Here is a 15,585-nt window from a genome sequence, read left to right on the forward strand (position 1 = left end):
ATTATCCCCCTTACACCTTTTCCACATTCACGAGAAACGCCTTATATTCCGGCGTTTGTGAATTGGCATCCCCAATGCTGGGTGTCAGGGTGTTTGCCAGAAAACCTTTACGGGTGGTGCCTTCGAAACCCCAGTGGCAAGGCACGCCAATGGTATCAACTGTTTTGCCATCAATTTTCAGGCGCGGAATACGTTGAGTGACCACCGCTTTGGCTTTGATATAGCCACGTTTCGAACTCACTTTCACTTCATCGCCCGCAACAATGCCTTTCTCTTTTGCCAGTTCACTGCCAATTTCCACAAACTGCTCCGGCTGAACAATCGCGTTAAGCAATGCATGCTTGGTCCAGTGACGGAACAGCTCGGTAATGGAGTAACTGGTGGCGACATACGGAAAATCATGGGCCGTACCCATCATGGCTTTATCGCTGGCATAAAGGCGCGCCACCGGGTTCCAGGTTACTGCCGGATGAAGCGGGTTAGTGCCTATAGGTGATTCAGTGGGCTCGTAATGTTCCGGGAATGGCCCATCGGCGAGTTTATCCAGCCCGAATAAATGCCCCATGCCATCCTGCATCATGATAAATGGCCCGACATTTTTCTCCGGCGCAGCCGTCACCGGGTAATCCGGCACATCCAAACCTGCCCACTTCGTGCCATTCCACTCAATGAGCGCGCGTTTCGGGTCCCAGGCTTTACCCTGTGCATCAGCCGATGCGCGGTTATACAGAATGCGGCGGTTAACCGGCCAGGCCCAGGCCCACCCCGATATGGCGCCAAGACCCGATGGGTCGGCATTATCACGCCGTGCCATTTGGTTGCCTGCCTGAGTCCAGCTACCACAGTAGATCCAGCAGAAACTGGCTGTTGAACCATCGTCTCGCAGTTGAGCAAAACTGGCTAGTTGTTCACCCTTTTTCAGGCTGGTTTGGGTAGCGACATCCTGAACATCCTGCACGGCATAACCACTGGCTTCACGCGCGACTTCTTCAGGCATCGGGTCGTGTGGGTCGTTGTATACCCAACGCGTGTTCAGGAGTGGTTCTGGTGCAACGCCGCCTTCGTGCTGGTACAACTCACGCAGGCGCATAAACAAGTGCCCGAGAATTTTACCATCGTTCCAGGCCTCGCCCGGTGGCTGTGCTGCGGCCCAGTGCCACTGTAGCCAGCGTGATGAGTTGGCGATAGAACCATTTTCTTCCGCAAAGCAGGAAGAAGGCAGGCGGAAGACTTCTGTCTGAATAGCAGCAGAATCAACCGCATTCATTTCGCCCTGGTTTTGCCAGAAGCTGGCGGTTTCAGTGCTTAATGGGTCAATCACCACCATATATTTCAGTTTTGAAAATGCCCGTTGCGCTTTATTTTTATCCGGGAATGCTGCCAGCGGGTTAAAGCCCTGCACCAGGCAGCCAGTGAATTTCCCTTCTGTCATCATTTCTGCCTGGGTAAGGCAGTCGTAGCTTTTATCCCACTTCGGCAGCCAGTCGTATCCCCATTGGTTCCCTACCTGAGCGGCATCACCAAACATGGCTTTCATAAAGCTGACGAAAAATTTCGGTGTATTGCCCCAGTAATTGACCTGGCCTGGCAAGAGTGCGTGCGGTGTGTTTTCCCCAAGGTACTGTTCCAGCGTGCGCTGTTTTTCTGATGGCAATTTCAGATAACCGGGCAGGCTTTGGGAGAGCAGGCCGAGGTCTGTAAAACCCTGTACATTAGAATGGCCACGCAATGCATTAATACCACCACCAGGCATACCGATATTCCCCAGCAATAACTGAATCATTGCCGAAGCACGGATAATCTGTGCGCCATTGGTATGGTGAGTCCAACCCAGTGCATAAAGAATGGTTGCCGTTCTGTTTGGTACAGCGGTGGTAGCCAGTTGTTCGCAAACATGCAGGAAATCCGCCTGTGAAGTACCACACAGGTTTTCAACCATTTCAGGCGTGTAACGCGCAACATGCTGCTTGAGCAGGTTAATGACACAACGCGGATTTTGCAGCGAGTCATCACGTTGCGCCATCCCGTCGGCATCCAGCGCGTAAGCCCAACTGGTTTTATCGTATTTGTGGTGTTTTTCGTCGAAACCACTGAACAGGCCATCGTTAAATGCGTAATCGTCGCGCACCAGCAATGCCGCATTGGTAAAGGCTTTTACATACTCATGCTGGATTGCATTATGGCTGAGCAAATAATTAATCACCCCCAGCAAGAATGCGGCATCCGAACCTGCGCGAATAGGTGCGTAACGGTCGGCAACCGATGCAGTGCGGTTAAAGCGCGGGTCTACCACCAGCACAGTAGCCTTATTATGGTTTTTCGCCTCCACCACCCATTTAAAACCTACCGGGTGCGCTTCAGCCGGGTTGCCACCCATTACCAACACTACATTGGCGTTTTTAATGTCGTTCCAGTTATTGGTCATAGCACCGCGGCCAAAGCTGGGTGCCAGTGCTGCCACTGTAGGCCCGTGGCACAAACGCGCCTGGTTTTCCACAGCCAACATGCCCAATGCCCGCGAGAATTTCTGGTCCAGAACCCCGGTTTCATTACTGGCGGCAGAAGAACAAAACATTGCGGTAGTCAGCCAGCGGTTGACTGTTACTCCTGCACTATTCGTGACCTGGAAGTTCGCATCGCGGTCTGCTTTCATCAGGCGGGCAATACGCTCAATGGCGTCTTCCCAGCTAATACGTTGCCAGGTATCACTGCCAGGTGCACGGTATTCCGGGTATTTAAGCCGTTGTTCGCTATGAATATAATCCACCACCCCGGCACCTTTCGGGCATAAAGACCCACGGCTGACTGGATGGTCCGGGTCTCCCTCTACATGGAATATTGAAGAAGTGGCATTTTTCGCGCCATCACCCAGACTGTAAATCAGCATACCGCAGCCTACTGAGCAGTAAGTGCAGTTATTGCGGGTTTCTTTGGCGCGAATAAGTTTATATTCACGAGTGCTGGCATGTGCTGTTACGGGTGTGAATCCTAGTGCAGCAAGGGTGGTGCCAGCCATTCCCCCTGCACAGACTTTAAAAAATCCTCTGCGATTGACCTGCATCCTTATGCCCACATTATTTTTATTGATTAAAGTGGGTATACGGTATCAGGCAGCAAAAATTGTAAATTGATTGTAATCAATTTCCGCAAAATAAATTGCTACTGTTACCAGTATTGGTGGGAAATTAACCAATCATTTATAGCCGTAACAAAAGATTGAAAGCACGGCCAGCAGTTATGCCGGTATTGGTCTGGCCGTTGTTAATGGAAGAAAAGTTAATGCAAGAAAAGTTAATGGGAGAAAATTGATGGGAGAAAAACCGATAGGAGAATGTTAACAGGCATAAAGCTTGCGAATATGCTCATCAGCCACGAGCAGTTCACCCTTTAATTCGGCATACAACTTTGCCATATAATCAACCAGGAAGTTAGCATTATGGCGCGCAAGGTCACGGCCTGTTTCTGTTTGCATTTTTGCGGGGAGTGCAAGCAGCTTTTTGCGAAAATGGTCTAATGCATAGCGCGAATCATCCAGCTCGCGTGACTCTGCCATTGGGTCCTGTGCATCGAATAATGGCCGCCCCAACGCACCGGAAACATAGAATACACGGGCAAGACCAATGGCACCAAGGGATTCCAGGCGGTCAGCATCCTGTACTATTTTGGCTTCTATTGTTTCAGGCATAATCCCCGCGCTGAAACTGTGTGCGGCTATCGCGTGGGCGACTGCATCATAGCTCTGCACCGGGAAATCCGGAAAATAGCTGGCAAGAATTTGCCGCGTTTTTTCGGCGGCCATCCTGGAGGCAAGGTGGCGTTCAGGGTGGTTTTTAGGCAAATTAACCACATCATGAAAATAACATGCCGTTAACACAACCAACTCATCGCCTGTATGTTGCCGCAAAATCTTCTGCGCTGTACCCCAAACTCTGCGAAAGTGAGATAAATCATGGGCTGCATCGTCCTGTGGGCCGTGCTGCAACAACCACTGTTCAAATTGTAACTGCCAGTTCTGTAATAACATTTATACTCCTGCCCGGTACATGTGCTGATACATTGTCAGTAAAAAATGACATCACAGTGACAGTCTAGCGATGATCCACCGGCCGGGTATACCAAACAACAGCCCCAAGCACTAAAGCAATTCCTCCCAATACTATCCCCCCTGCCAGCGCATCGAGCAGTTTTCCCGAAAATGTGCCATGGACATCTCCGGGTATCGGTTGTACCGCACTCACCACCCAGAAATAGCGCAGGATAGCCCACAGTGCATAAAGACAAAAAAGCCAGAAAGCGAGCAACGCCAGTTTGCCGCCCAGATCGCGGCGCGGTTTCTTATCCATAACAGTCAGATTCTCACAACAAATCATTGGTTAGCAGCCCATCGGGGCGAATGTGATTTATATCACACTTTATGCTTAGTGAGACTTGTTTCGTTCTGCGTGGCGCAGGAAACCAGATTTTTCTGCATTTTGAGTCGCTTTTGTTGTGCTTGTTAAACCATAAAATACTGCAACCCGTGATTAATGATTGTTTTTGCTTTACTGGTAACAAGCTGTGCGTGATTTCATGCCGCAAAATTAACATCTTGCGGGATAAAGATTATTTTTGCATTTTGTGCTATCCAACTACTATTCACATAAGCATTTTCATGAAATAATCAATCTGTTATTGCCTTTTTATTCCACTGTATATTCCTGACTATTTAAATTGAGTGCAGGTATATTAGCTCAACAGGTAGCCCCATTGCTGCCAGGGTTAATATTGCCACAACAATTTGAATGAGTAAGGTGACTGTTATTACGCCACCTGGCGGGCCTGTGCATATACTGGCAGGCTGATTGTTTATTTTTACGTTCTTTTAACTAATACCTTACCACTCGCCCCAGTAAACAGCCCCTAAAAAAACTGACAATACAAAACACAGCGGTGAATATTCAAATATTCGTAAACTCAGTATGTATAATAATCATTAAGCTTTAATCTCCTGCCTGATTATTAATGGAGAAAGGAATAAGAAATGAAATTACGCACTGGAATTGCCCTGTTCGGTTTAATCGCCTCAATGAGTACAGTTGCCGCAGAAAAAATGGATTGTGTAGCCACTGACACCACAGAGATAGAAGCTCGCTTTACCGCATGGAATGCGGCATTACAAACGGGAGATGCCCAGCAAGTAGCAGCCCTGTATGCTGAAGACGCCGTATTGCTGCCAACCGTTTCAAATCAAGTACGCCTCACCAATGATCAGCGGGTTGATTATTTCGAACACTTTTTAGAAAGTAAGCCGGTAGGCGAAATTAACCAACGTACTATTCGTTTAGGTTGCAACACAGCAATTGATAGCGGTATTTATACATTTACCTTTAGCGATAATACAAAAATTCAGGCACGGTATACATTTACCTACGACAGAGTGGGTAACCAGTGGCTGATCTCCTCACACCACTCTTCCGCTATGCCGGAAAAACAGTCCTGAAAAATAGTGTTATAGCCGCTATAACTCACATGTTGGACTAAAGAGAACTTGTGCGGGCACACGGTAATCGTGTGCCCGATACCACCCACCGACTGTTAGTGGCGAGGCGGTGGGTTATGGTCACCCTATGCTAACGGTGCAAAAACAAACGCCAAAAGTGCTGGAGATATTACTATTTTTTCACATTTTCATCCTAAATAACCAAATATTACTCAGGAAGAATTCTGGCATAAATAGGGTTTTAGCATAACAGGAAAAAATAAAATGAGAGTTTTCGACCCATTCAAAATTAAACATTAAAATTATTCTATGATATTTAAAATACATTGTTTACATGGCACCTTAATTTATATTAAAAATTGCACTTAGCATTATAAGCAACTTGACATAGGCTTCTGTGCAATCCCCCTGGCAATCATCATTCTTTATTTTTTTCATTTGTATTTCATACCACAGCCCTGTTTCATAAGCCATATACCCCCCACAAATAGCCATATTGGCAGATGGTGTTCTTTTTTATTCTGTTTGCACAGCACAAAATCTATTGAGTTCAACTTAACGCCAGGTGTGAAGTAGATCAAAGCCCAAGGAATCCCTGCTACGCAACGATTGATATTTGCCACAAATCAGGGGATAACGAGCCCTTGTAAAAGCGCTCCAGTGGGTACAGCATTTACCCTCAGCACCGGCACGTAACGGGCTACAATAAAATCTTGAGCATAAATATTACAGCCAAAGATGCAGCACAGTGTATACAGTGGATTGTTTTCTTAATGGATTGTCTCAGCGGGACGTTTGTCACTGAAAAGAGATAGGGTAAGTGCTTGAATACTGGCGGAGAGAGAGGGATTTGAACCCTCGGAGGGGTTACCCCCTCAACGGTTTTCGAGACCGTCCCGTTCAGCCGCTCCGGCACCTCTCCGCATCAACGGTTGCCATGATGCACCCGTTTTTGGCATTTTAACAGTCCCGGTCTCCGCTTTACGTTTAACTGACGAGATTGCGAGCAAATAACGATGATTAAATGGCCATGGCAAGACAGCGACACACAGCAGGCACTTTCCCCCATGTGGAAAAGTGCACTGGCAATCCCTGTTCTTGCGCCGCTGAACCCTGAAGAACAACAAAAGCTGGTACGCCTTGCCAGCCGTTTTTTGCAACATAAACGCCTGGTTCCATTGCAAGGCCTGGAATTAAGCGAAGAAAACTCTGCCCGAATCGCCTTGCTGTTTTGCCTGCCGGTACTCGAGCTTGGTTTTGAATGGCTTGATGGTTTCCATGAAGTGCTTATTTACCCTGACCCTTTTGTTGTCGATGATGAATGGATTGATGATTTTGGCCTGGTTCACCACCAGCGTATTGTTCAATCCGGGCAAAGTTGGCAGCAAGGGCCCGTAGTGCTTAACTGGCTGGATGTGCAGGATTCTTTTGATGCGTCAGGCTTCAATCTTATTTTTCATGAAGTGGCCCACAAACTGGATGGCCGGAATAATGGTGTAACCAACGGTGTGCCAATGATAGCGCTACGTGACGTCGCCGGCTGGGAGCATGATCTGAATGCAGCAATGGAAATAATTCAGGAAGAAATAGACTTAGTTGGAGAAAATGCCGCCAGTATTGATGCCTGGGCAGCGTCTGACCCAGCTGAATGTTTTGCTGTTTTAACTGAGTATTTTTTCAGTGCGCCAGACTTGTTTGCTACCCGTTTTCCATCACTTTGGCAACGTTTTTGCCATTTTTACCGCCAGGACCCACAAATACGGCTTAAAACGAGTGATGGATCCCATTATTCCGTGCAATAAACACCCGAAACGCCCGTTAATTCACCAAATGAATCAGTCAGTTAACCAGGGTATTGACACATAAGTTCAGGCTCAGTATTATGCGCCCCGTTCACACGATTCCTCTGTAGTTCAGTCGGTAGAACGGCGGACTGTTAATCCGTATGTCACTGGTTCGAGTCCAGTCAGAGGAGCCAAATTTAAGAAGCCCGCTTAAGGAAACTTAAGCGGGCTTTTTGCTGTTGTATATGTTACGCATCAGTTAAAAATAGCTTGCAGACTGGCCAACACTTCATCTACAACTGCGCCAAGTATGCCTTCACGCCCCTTGCCCTGCCTCACCATGAAGATAGTTCATGTTGGAGTGAAATTAACTCTCTTTCGCTCATCCAACCGCTCTGGCATAACTGTGGTTATTAACCTCTTGATAACATGATGACCGCAATGAATAATGAATTTACCTATACGGTTAAGCGCAGCAACTTCGACGAAAATTATAACCCGTCAGAAAATACGCGTATTACCACCAATTTTGCAAATTTAGCTCGTGGGAGCAACCGCCAGCAGAACTTGCGTAACACGCTGGTGATGATTAACAACCGTTTCAATAACCTGGCCCATTGGGATAACCCCAAAAGCGACTGTTATGCAGTTGAGCTGGAAATCATTTCCGTTGAGATGAACATTCCGGGCACCACCACCACTTTCCCGGCAATTGAAATTTTACAAACAACGATTGTCGATAACAAAACCGGGCAGCGCATCGCGGGTATTGTTGGTAATAATTTCTCTTCTTACGTGCGGGATTATGACTTTAGTGTGTTGCTGCCAAATCATAATAACAACCAGGCAAAATTCACTATTCCGGAACACTTTGGTGATTTACACGGGAATATATTTAAGCACTTTATTAACTCACATGAATACAAAGAAAATTTCAACAAAGCACCTGTAATTTGCCTCAGTGTGTCCAGCCAGGTCAGCTACCAGCGCACCGGAAATCAGCACCCGGTACTGGGTATTGAATACCAGCCGAGCGCCAGCTCATTAACCGAAAAATACTTCGCAAAGATGGGGCTGCAAGTGCGTTACTTTATGCCGAACAACAGCGTTGCCCCGCTGGCATTTTACTTTTCTGGTGACTTACTACGTGATTACACTGACCTGGAGCTTATCAGCACCATCAGCACTATGGAGACCTTCCAGAAAATTTACCGGCCAGAGATCTATAACGCCAATTCGGCCGCCGGGCAATGCTACCAGCCAAACCTCAGTAACCAGGATCATTCACTCACTACCATTGTTTATGACCGCGAAGAGCGCACACAACTGGCGATTGAGCAGGGTAAGTTTACTGAAACGTATTTCATTAAACCCTACGAAAACATTCTTGCGCAATGGTCTGCTAACTATGCAATTGCTAACAGCGCAAATTGATTAACGAAAAATAAAAGGTTTTCTATTATGAAAAAATTGCTACCCACTTCCACGGCTGGCAGTTTGCCTAAACCCTCATGGCTTGCACAACCAGAGACATTGTGGTCCCCGTGGAAATTACAAAACGGTGAACTCATTGAGGGTAAACAGGATGCGTTGAGTTTGGCATTGTATGATCAACTTCGTGCGGGTATTGATATTGTCAGCGACGGCGAGCAAACCCGCCAACACTTCGTCACCACGTTTATTGAGCACCTGAGTGGTGTTGATTTTGAAAAACGTGAAACGGTGCGTATTCGTAATCGCTATGATGCCAGCGTACCCACTGTTGTGAGTGCCGTAGAGCGCCAAAAACCGGTATTTGTTGAAGATGCCAAATTCTTACGCCAGCTCACCAAACAGCCGATCAAATGGGCCCTGCCCGGCCCAATGACCATGATCGATACGCTCTATGATAACCACTATAAAAGCCGTGAAAAACTGGCCTGGGAATTTGCCAAAATTCTTAATCAGGAAGCTAAAGAATTAGAAGCAGCCGGTGTCGATATTATCCAGTTTGATGAACCGGCATTTAATGTCTTCTTTGATGAGGTGAATGACTGGGGAATTGCCGCGCTGGAAAGAGCCATTGAAGGGCTTAAATGCGAAACGGCAGTGCATATTTGCTACGGCTATGGCATCAAAGCCAATACCGACTGGAAAAAAACGCTGGGTTCAGAGTGGCGCCAGTACGAAGAGACTTTCCCGAAACTGCAGGCATCAAATATCGATATTATTTCGCTGGAATGCCATAACTCCCACGTTCCGCTGGAACTGCTTGAACTTATCCGTGGGAAAAAGGTAATGGTGGGCGCTATAGACGTGGCAACCAACACCATAGAGACGCCAGAGGAAGTCGCCAGTACATTACGCAACGCACTTCAGTTTGTTGATGCCGACAAGCTCTATCCTTCGACCAACTGCGGTATGGCCCCCCTTTCCCGCCGAGTTGCCAATGGTAAGCTCAATGCACTCAGTGCCGGGGCTGACATTATCCGCCGCGAACTGGCCACAAAATAATTTTGCCCACAAAAAAGCCTGCGCTAAGCAGGCTTGAACCTGATGACAAACCTCATGTACGCACAGGCGAGAGGATGTCACCCAATAAAAAAACAGGAAAATCAATTCATTGGTTTTCGGCTGCTAACTAAAAAGAAGGAAAAACCACGCTTTTTCCTTCTTTTTCATCAATCTGAAGCCTGCGCTAAGCAGGCTTTTTAATTACTCACGCTTTCAGGAACCGGGAGCCCATTAACGCTTAATGGCTGTCATCTTCACGGTTGCGGGTCACAATCAGTGGCTCGATGTCACTCTCCTTCTGAATCACCAGCGTTTCATCCCCGCGCAGACACGCACCACCATAGCTGCCACCAACGGTGAAAGTGCACACCTGCAAATAACGCCCGGAGACTTTTGGCAGGCACCATAATTGCTGGTAGATATTTTTGCGGTCAACGAATTTCCCCTGTGTTTTATCCAGCACTTCATCTTGTCCGCTGATAAGGTCGATATTGCTGCCGCAACGGCCAGATATTGGCTTCACGGCATAACCGGTTTTTGCCAGTTCATCGTTGACATGGAAATCCGTATCCAGCAAATAGCGGTGGTGAGGAAACAGCGACCACAGCACCGGCAGAATCGCCTTGTTACCAGGAATCACCGTCCATAACGGCTCAAATACCATCACTTCCGGGCGCAACAACACATCAATTAACCGGACTTCATTTTGTGGGTGCCCTGTGCGAATAGGAACTGCGGCATATTCGGTTTCACTGACTTCACGGACCTGTTCCAGCGCCGTTTCCCACGCCCAGGTTTTCCAGACACAGTTAACCAGCCTGCCTTCATCATCAATCAATTCCCCGGCGCTGTTCCAGCTCAGTGAAGAGAGCCCGCAAACCACCTTGCATTCAAACCCGGCATTTTCCAACGAGCGTTGCATAAACATCGCGTGGTATTTCTCTTCCACGTCGTCATCCAACATGATGTGAACAAAAGGACGCGCATCACTGTGTTTCCAGGCACCGGCAAGCTCTTCAAGCAACCCTTCTGATGGGTTATACCCCATACCTGGGTAACCTTTTTTCGCCCATTCACTAAGAATCAACCCACCTTCTGTGTGGCAGGAGGCAGAATCCGCGTTGTATTCATAAACTTTGATACCCCGCTCATCCATGCAAAAATCCAACCGACCAGTGACCATATGATGGCGGCGTTGTTGCCATGACAGGCGCAAACGTGGCCAAAGAATTTTTGGAATATCAAAAAGTTCCAGCAGGCTGTCATCCTTCAGCACTTTATCTGTCGCGTGCAAATACATTAAATGCAGCTCATTGGTTGCTTTGATTAACTCCTGCTCTGCATCTTCGCTAATGGTGAAATAACGGTAGGGATCCTGATTAATACTGTAGCCATTAGCAGCAATATACGCTTCTTGTACTGGGTCTTTATCATTAAGCCAGCGGCCATTAAATTGCCCCTGTTCGGAGAGCCTTGCGCCAGTAATAGCCAGCTTTTGTGCAGGGATTTCAGGTTGCGGTAACGTGCCCTGGGTATCGTCGCTTTGAATCATCCACCCCAGAATAGTTGTGTCGTCAAAGGTATCTTTCAGGGTGTAATGGCCGCCATGAATTTCAAGCTCCAGTTCTCTGGTCCATTGCTGCCCTGCTGGTAATGGGGAGTGAATAACATTTTGTTCAGCGATACGCACTTTGTTACCCAGCAACTGCGTAATTACTGCAACATGGCCGGTGTGCTTGAATTCCCCGCCCTTTTGCCAAATAAGCAATGCACCTGCGACAGGAGGCCGGGTAGCGCCATTTGCCACAGCCTGTAAAGGCAGCAAATTATCGTTTACTACCTGGCGCAAAAACCGCAACGAGAAAATCTCATACGCCATGCCGACATCAGTAAATACCACACCGTAGTTCAGGAACATAAAACGCCGTGCGAACTCCACACATTGCCATTTATGCCCCATGTATTCGTTCCCAATATAACTGCGAAATGCCGCGTCATCAGGAAAACTCTGTGGATCCAAACTGCTGTAATTAGAGGAATAGATAGCAACCCCGCCAGGTGCGTACCCTAACAATGTGCCAAATGGCGCATCACACCCGGTTGTTCCTTTACTCATGTGCTGACCTTACATAATACGGCCTGAGTCACTCCCTTTACCCTTCCGTCATGCTCTTCGGCTCAGGCGCTGTCCAGACGGAGAAGCCATTATCATAGCACTGCGCATCTTTTTGCCAAGCTACTGCCGGGGGTTACAGCACTGCGGTTCCAGTACACTGATTTGTATCAATTTGTCTCAAAAGACCCAGAAATTCCCATCTGAGATGATAAGCAAAATATGATTAAATTCAGTTCATTGGACATATCACACCAAGGAAAATTATTTCATTCATCGAGAAACCATTCGAAAAAAACGCACAATTAGGGAAACTCTCGTTGAGCAATCACCTATGGTTATTGGCATTGCAGGTTCCATAACCCAAAAGGAGCAGACATATGTCTAAAGGTCTCAATGGTAAAGTGGCACTGGTAACAGGTGCAGCACAAGGTATTGGCCGTGGAATTGCATTGCGATTGGCAGAAGAAGGCGTGAATCTCGCACTGGTTGATCTTCAAAAAGAAAAACTGGCACATGTGCTTGAAGAAGTCACTGCCAAAGGTGTTCGTGCCACAACATTTGGCGCAGATATCAGTAAGCGTGAAGATGTTTACGCCGCCGTTGACCATGCAGTACAAGAGTTGGGCACACTGGATGTAATGATTAACAATGCAGGTATTGCACAGGTAAAACCCATTGCCGATATCATGCCTGGCGACCTGGAGAAAATCCTCAATATTAATATTGGCGGTGTAACATGGGGTATTCAGGCTGCTGCAGCAAAATTTAAGGCGTTAGGGAAGAAAGGGAAAATTATCAGTGCTTCTTCCATTGCCGGGCACGATGGTTTTGCGATGCTGGGCATGTACTCAGCGACCAAATTTGCAGTGCGTGCCCTCACCCAGGCCGCAGCAAAAGAGTATGCCAGCGCGGGTATCACCGTGAATGCTTATTGCCCCGGCATCGTGGGTACTGACATGTGGGTTGAAATTGATAAACGCTTTGCAGAAATTACCGGTGCCCCGGTAGGTGAGACTTATAAGAAATATGTTGAGGGTATCGCGCTGGGCCGTGCACAGACCCCGGATGACGTTGCTGCGCTGGTTGCTTTCCTCTCCAGTGATGACTCAGACTATATCACCGGCCAGGCCATTCTTACTGATGGTGGCATCGTTTACCGCTAGTCCGTTATAAACTGACTAAACAGGCTGCCGAAGCAGCCTGTGTGTCTGATGACAAACCTCATGTCCGCACAGAGCAAGAGGGTGTTACCCAATAAAAGCCAGGAAAATCAATTTATTGATTTTCGGCTGCTAACTAAAAAGAAGGGAAAACCACGCTTTTTCCTTCTTTTTCATCAATCTGACACGTTGCGTATTGAATTAGCGCAAGTTGGCAGACTTAGAGCCATTCAGTACATCTTCAATAGCCGAGCTAAGCTCATTGATTTCAAACTTCGCCACATAACCATCTGCACCCACTTTACGCACATGGTCTTCGTTTGCCGAACCCGACAATGACGAGTGGATAATCACCGGAATACGCTTCAGAGACTCTTCCCGCTTGATATTACGGGTCAGAGTAAAGCCATCCATTTCAGGCATTTCAAGGTCAGTCAGCACCAGGCCAATTTTGTCACTAACCGGCACGCCTTCACGCTGAGCATCATCCATTATTTTCTTAATACAGTTCCAGGCCTCAAGACCGGTTACATTAGAAACAAACGGGATGCTCATAGCATTCAGTGCCTGTTCCAGCATCGAGCGCGCAACTTTTGAATCTTCGGCAACAATCGCCACGGCACCGGGTTTGATGTTGAAACGCTTGGCTTCCATCGTGTCTTCATGCACTTCACGCGCCGTTGGAATGATGTCGCACAGGATCTGTTCTACATCCAACACCAGAGAAAGACGGTTGCTTGCCGGGTCGGTATCGAGACGTGCAATACTGGTAATGTAGCTATTGCTCACACCTGCTTCAGCAGCATGTACCTGGCTCCAGTCAAGACGCACAATGTCATCTACTGTTTCAACCGCAAACGCCTGGGTACTACGGGCATATTCTGTTATTAACAAAATATTCAGCCCTGTTTCAGGCTTACACCCAACAACTGCCGGTAAATCAATAACCGGTATCACCTGACCACGAAGATTCACCATGCCCATCATTGGCGACTGCATACCGGCCGCTTTGGTTAACACAGGCATGGGCACAATTTCTCGCAACTTAAACACGTTTATGCCAAACAGTTCCGGTGGTTCTCCCGGGCCGGGCACACCCAGACGAAACAGCAACAACTCGAACTTATTGGATAATGTGAGGTTTGTTCTTTCCTCAATCTCTTTTTGAAAGTTATCCATGTTTTCCTCAGTGTGGTCGGTGTTGGGGTGAGATAACAAAACAACACGAGTGATTGAGACAAAGACGTAACAGACTTCCTCGCCTTCACTTTACGTGCTAACGGCAATTTTTGACCAGCTATCACTCTTTATCGGCAGCGCACGGCAAAATTACAGTTGTTAATACACCTTTTTCAATTTTCGTTAAGCTGCGCAGCAATTTTGTTGTTATGCCTGAATTATTCGGGGGAAAACATACCTCTGGCGAGGTAGCTGGCGGGAGGTGGCACACAGAATTGATGTAATCAGAAATGCAAAACACCGCACAGAGCGGTGTTTCAACTTAAAGCGCTGCTTATCCCAAAAAATTAGCCTACCAACATCAGTTCGCGATTTTCCAGTGACGGGCGGGAGACCAGGGATAACAAAATATCTTTTACTGCCTGGGCCTGAGGAGACAACTGAGTGCGCGCCGACAGGTTCAATGACAGAGGCAGGTTCATTGATGGCGTAGTTATACGAGCCATCCAGCCATTTGATGCGCTGACTAAAGAGCGGGCAGCCGATTCCGGCAACACTGTTACGCCCATACCACTGGCAATAGCGGCTGTCAGGGTAGAAATAGACTCGATTTCGCCAATGATTTTGGCGGTTAAGCGGCGCAATGAAAATGCTTCATCAACACGTTTACGTACAGCGCTGTAATCCCGTGGCAAGAACAGATTCATTTCTGCAACAGCTGCGAGGTCAACGGTTTGCCCTGGGCATTCACTGGTACCAACCAGATATAACTCTTCTTTTAACAGTGGCTGGCTGGTGATACCCGCAGTCGGCGCGCGGTCATACAATACAGCCATATCCAGTTGCCCACTGAGCAATTTATCATTCAGTACTGATCCACTGTTTTCGTGCAGGTAAACCAGCACATCAGGCAGTTCGTTACGTACAGCCTGCAACAACGGCATAATGATAGAAGATGCTGCAGTACCTGGTGCCAGGCCAATGGACACTTGCCCACTAAGGGTTTGCCCAACGTTGTTAACGGCAAGCTGCGCCTGTTCACACTGGCGCAAAATAGTACGAGCATGGGCGTAGAGAATTTTCCCGGCTTCTGTCGGTGTCACTCCACGTTTTGTGCGGATTAACAGTTGCTGATCCAACTCCCCTTCCAGGGTAGCCACTTGCTGGCTAAGCGCGGGTTGCGCTATGTGCAAGACTTCGGCGGCCTGAGTCAGGCTACCAATATCGACGATTTTCACGAAGTACTTCAGTCGTCTTAAGTTCATTTTGCCTCCTGTACGGAATGCCCTTGCCATGTCGGCAGCTATCATGTCCCTGTATGTATAGCAATATGCTTGCCAGTTTTCCGAAAGTGCTAAATTGTGGGCTAACAGG

The 15,585-nt window shown here is 47.6% G+C and carries 11 protein-coding genes and 2 tRNA genes; 6 read left to right on the forward strand and 7 right to left on the reverse strand.

The features are described 5' to 3' along the window. Positions 1–10: 10 nt before the first annotated feature. From fdnG to drpB, 3 genes are all read right to left on the reverse strand, one after another. Entirely contained in the window at positions 11–3,061 is a 3,051-nt protein-coding gene (gene fdnG, locus LC084_RS08680; RefSeq protein WP_226570760.1) for a formate dehydrogenase-N subunit alpha, read from the reverse strand. 273 nt (positions 3,062–3,334) lie between these two features. Beyond that, complete coding sequence (locus LC084_RS08685; protein WP_226570761.1) at positions 3,335–4,024, reverse strand: phosphohydrolase; 690 nt, start codon at positions 4,022–4,024, stop codon at positions 3,335–3,337. A gap of 64 nt (positions 4,025–4,088) precedes the next feature. Continuing rightward, positions 4,089–4,343 carry a cell division protein DrpB gene (drpB, locus tag LC084_RS08690; RefSeq protein WP_226570762.1) on the reverse strand — a complete coding sequence of 85 codons (255 nt, stop codon included), beginning with the start codon at positions 4,341–4,343 and terminating at the stop codon, positions 4,089–4,091. A 677-nt stretch (positions 4,344–5,020) separates the two neighbouring features. On the opposite strand from drpB, the gene LC084_RS08695 reads away from it, so the two are divergent. Then, entirely contained in the window at positions 5,021–5,479 is a 459-nt protein-coding gene (locus LC084_RS08695; protein WP_226570763.1) for an SgcJ/EcaC family oxidoreductase, read from the forward strand. Positions 5,480–6,311: 832 nt separating this feature from the next. Here the strand turns inward: LC084_RS08695 and LC084_RS08700 are convergent. Next, positions 6,312–6,401 (reverse strand) — tRNA-Ser (locus LC084_RS08700). A 94-nt stretch (positions 6,402–6,495) separates the two neighbouring features. Here LC084_RS08700 and mtfA point away from each other — a divergent pair. From mtfA to LC084_RS08720, 4 genes are all read left to right on the forward strand, one after another. Continuing rightward, positions 6,496–7,281 carry a DgsA anti-repressor MtfA gene (gene mtfA / locus LC084_RS08705; protein ID WP_226570764.1) on the forward strand — a complete coding sequence of 262 codons (786 nt, stop codon included), beginning with the start codon at positions 6,496–6,498 and terminating at the stop codon, positions 7,279–7,281. A 100-nt stretch (positions 7,282–7,381) separates the two neighbouring features. Further along, positions 7,382–7,457, forward strand: a tRNA-Asn gene (locus tag LC084_RS08710). A 247-nt stretch (positions 7,458–7,704) separates the two neighbouring features. Next, positions 7,705–8,697 (forward strand): DUF1852 domain-containing protein, encoded by a 993-nt coding sequence (locus LC084_RS08715; RefSeq protein WP_226570765.1) that lies wholly within the window; start codon positions 7,705–7,707, stop codon positions 8,695–8,697. A gap of 27 nt (positions 8,698–8,724) precedes the next feature. Next, complete coding sequence (locus tag LC084_RS08720) at positions 8,725–9,756, forward strand: methionine synthase (protein ID WP_226570766.1); 1,032 nt, start codon at positions 8,725–8,727, stop codon at positions 9,754–9,756. A 238-nt stretch (positions 9,757–9,994) separates the two neighbouring features. On the opposite strand, the gene gss is transcribed toward LC084_RS08720, so the two are convergent. After that, a complete protein-coding gene (gene gss / locus LC084_RS08725; protein WP_226570767.1) occupies positions 9,995–11,872 on the reverse strand; it encodes a bifunctional glutathionylspermidine amidase/synthase in 1,878 nt (625 codons plus the stop codon). 377 nt (positions 11,873–12,249) lie between these two features. Here gss and LC084_RS08730 point away from each other — a divergent pair, with 377 nt between their 5' ends. Then, positions 12,250–13,035, forward strand: a complete 786-nt coding sequence (locus LC084_RS08730; RefSeq protein ID WP_226570768.1) for an acetoin reductase — start codon at positions 12,250–12,252, stop codon at positions 13,033–13,035. Between the two features lie 198 nt (positions 13,036–13,233). On the opposite strand, the gene LC084_RS08735 is transcribed toward LC084_RS08730, so the two are convergent. Together LC084_RS08735 and nac are read right to left on the reverse strand one after the other, a co-directional pair. Beyond that, on the reverse strand, positions 13,234–14,211 hold the full coding sequence (locus LC084_RS08735; RefSeq protein ID WP_226570769.1) for a chemotaxis protein: 978 nt from the start codon (positions 14,209–14,211) through the stop codon (positions 13,234–13,236). Positions 14,212–14,558: 347 nt separating this feature from the next. Continuing rightward, positions 14,559–15,476 carry a nitrogen assimilation transcriptional regulator NAC gene (gene nac, locus LC084_RS08740; RefSeq protein ID WP_226570770.1) on the reverse strand — a complete coding sequence of 306 codons (918 nt, stop codon included), beginning with the start codon at positions 15,474–15,476 and terminating at the stop codon, positions 14,559–14,561. Positions 15,477–15,585: the final 109 nt, after the last annotated feature.

This window comes from Mangrovibacter yixingensis (genome assembly GCF_020523985.1).
GTDB classification, from domain to species: Bacteria; Pseudomonadota; Gammaproteobacteria; order Enterobacterales; family Enterobacteriaceae; genus Mangrovibacter; species Mangrovibacter yixingensis.

Excerpts from the sequence above, each read along its gene's own strand:
- fdnG (WP_226570760.1), bottom strand. The coding sequence starts at position 3,061 with ATGCAGGTCAATCGCAGAGGATTTTTTAAAGTCTGTGCAGGGGGAATG.
- LC084_RS08685 (WP_226570761.1), bottom strand. The coding sequence starts at position 4,024 with ATGTTATTACAGAACTGGCAGTTACAATTTGAACAGTGGTTGTTGCAG.
- drpB (WP_226570762.1), bottom strand. The coding sequence starts at position 4,343 with ATGGATAAGAAACCGCGCCGCGATCTGGGCGGCAAACTGGCGTTGCTC.
- LC084_RS08695 (WP_226570763.1), top strand. The coding sequence starts at position 5,021 with ATGAAATTACGCACTGGAATTGCCCTGTTCGGTTTAATCGCCTCAATG.
- mtfA (WP_226570764.1), top strand. The coding sequence starts at position 6,496 with ATGATTAAATGGCCATGGCAAGACAGCGACACACAGCAGGCACTTTCC.
- LC084_RS08715 (WP_226570765.1), top strand. The coding sequence starts at position 7,705 with ATGAATAATGAATTTACCTATACGGTTAAGCGCAGCAACTTCGACGAA.
- LC084_RS08720 (WP_226570766.1), top strand. The coding sequence starts at position 8,725 with ATGAAAAAATTGCTACCCACTTCCACGGCTGGCAGTTTGCCTAAACCC.
- gss (WP_226570767.1), bottom strand. The coding sequence starts at position 11,872 with ATGAGTAAAGGAACAACCGGGTGTGATGCGCCATTTGGCACATTGTTA.
- LC084_RS08730 (WP_226570768.1), top strand. The coding sequence starts at position 12,250 with ATGTCTAAAGGTCTCAATGGTAAAGTGGCACTGGTAACAGGTGCAGCA.
- LC084_RS08735 (WP_226570769.1), bottom strand. The coding sequence starts at position 14,211 with ATGGATAACTTTCAAAAAGAGATTGAGGAAAGAACAAACCTCACATTA.
- nac (WP_226570770.1), bottom strand. The coding sequence starts at position 15,476 with ATGAACTTAAGACGACTGAAGTACTTCGTGAAAATCGTCGATATTGGT.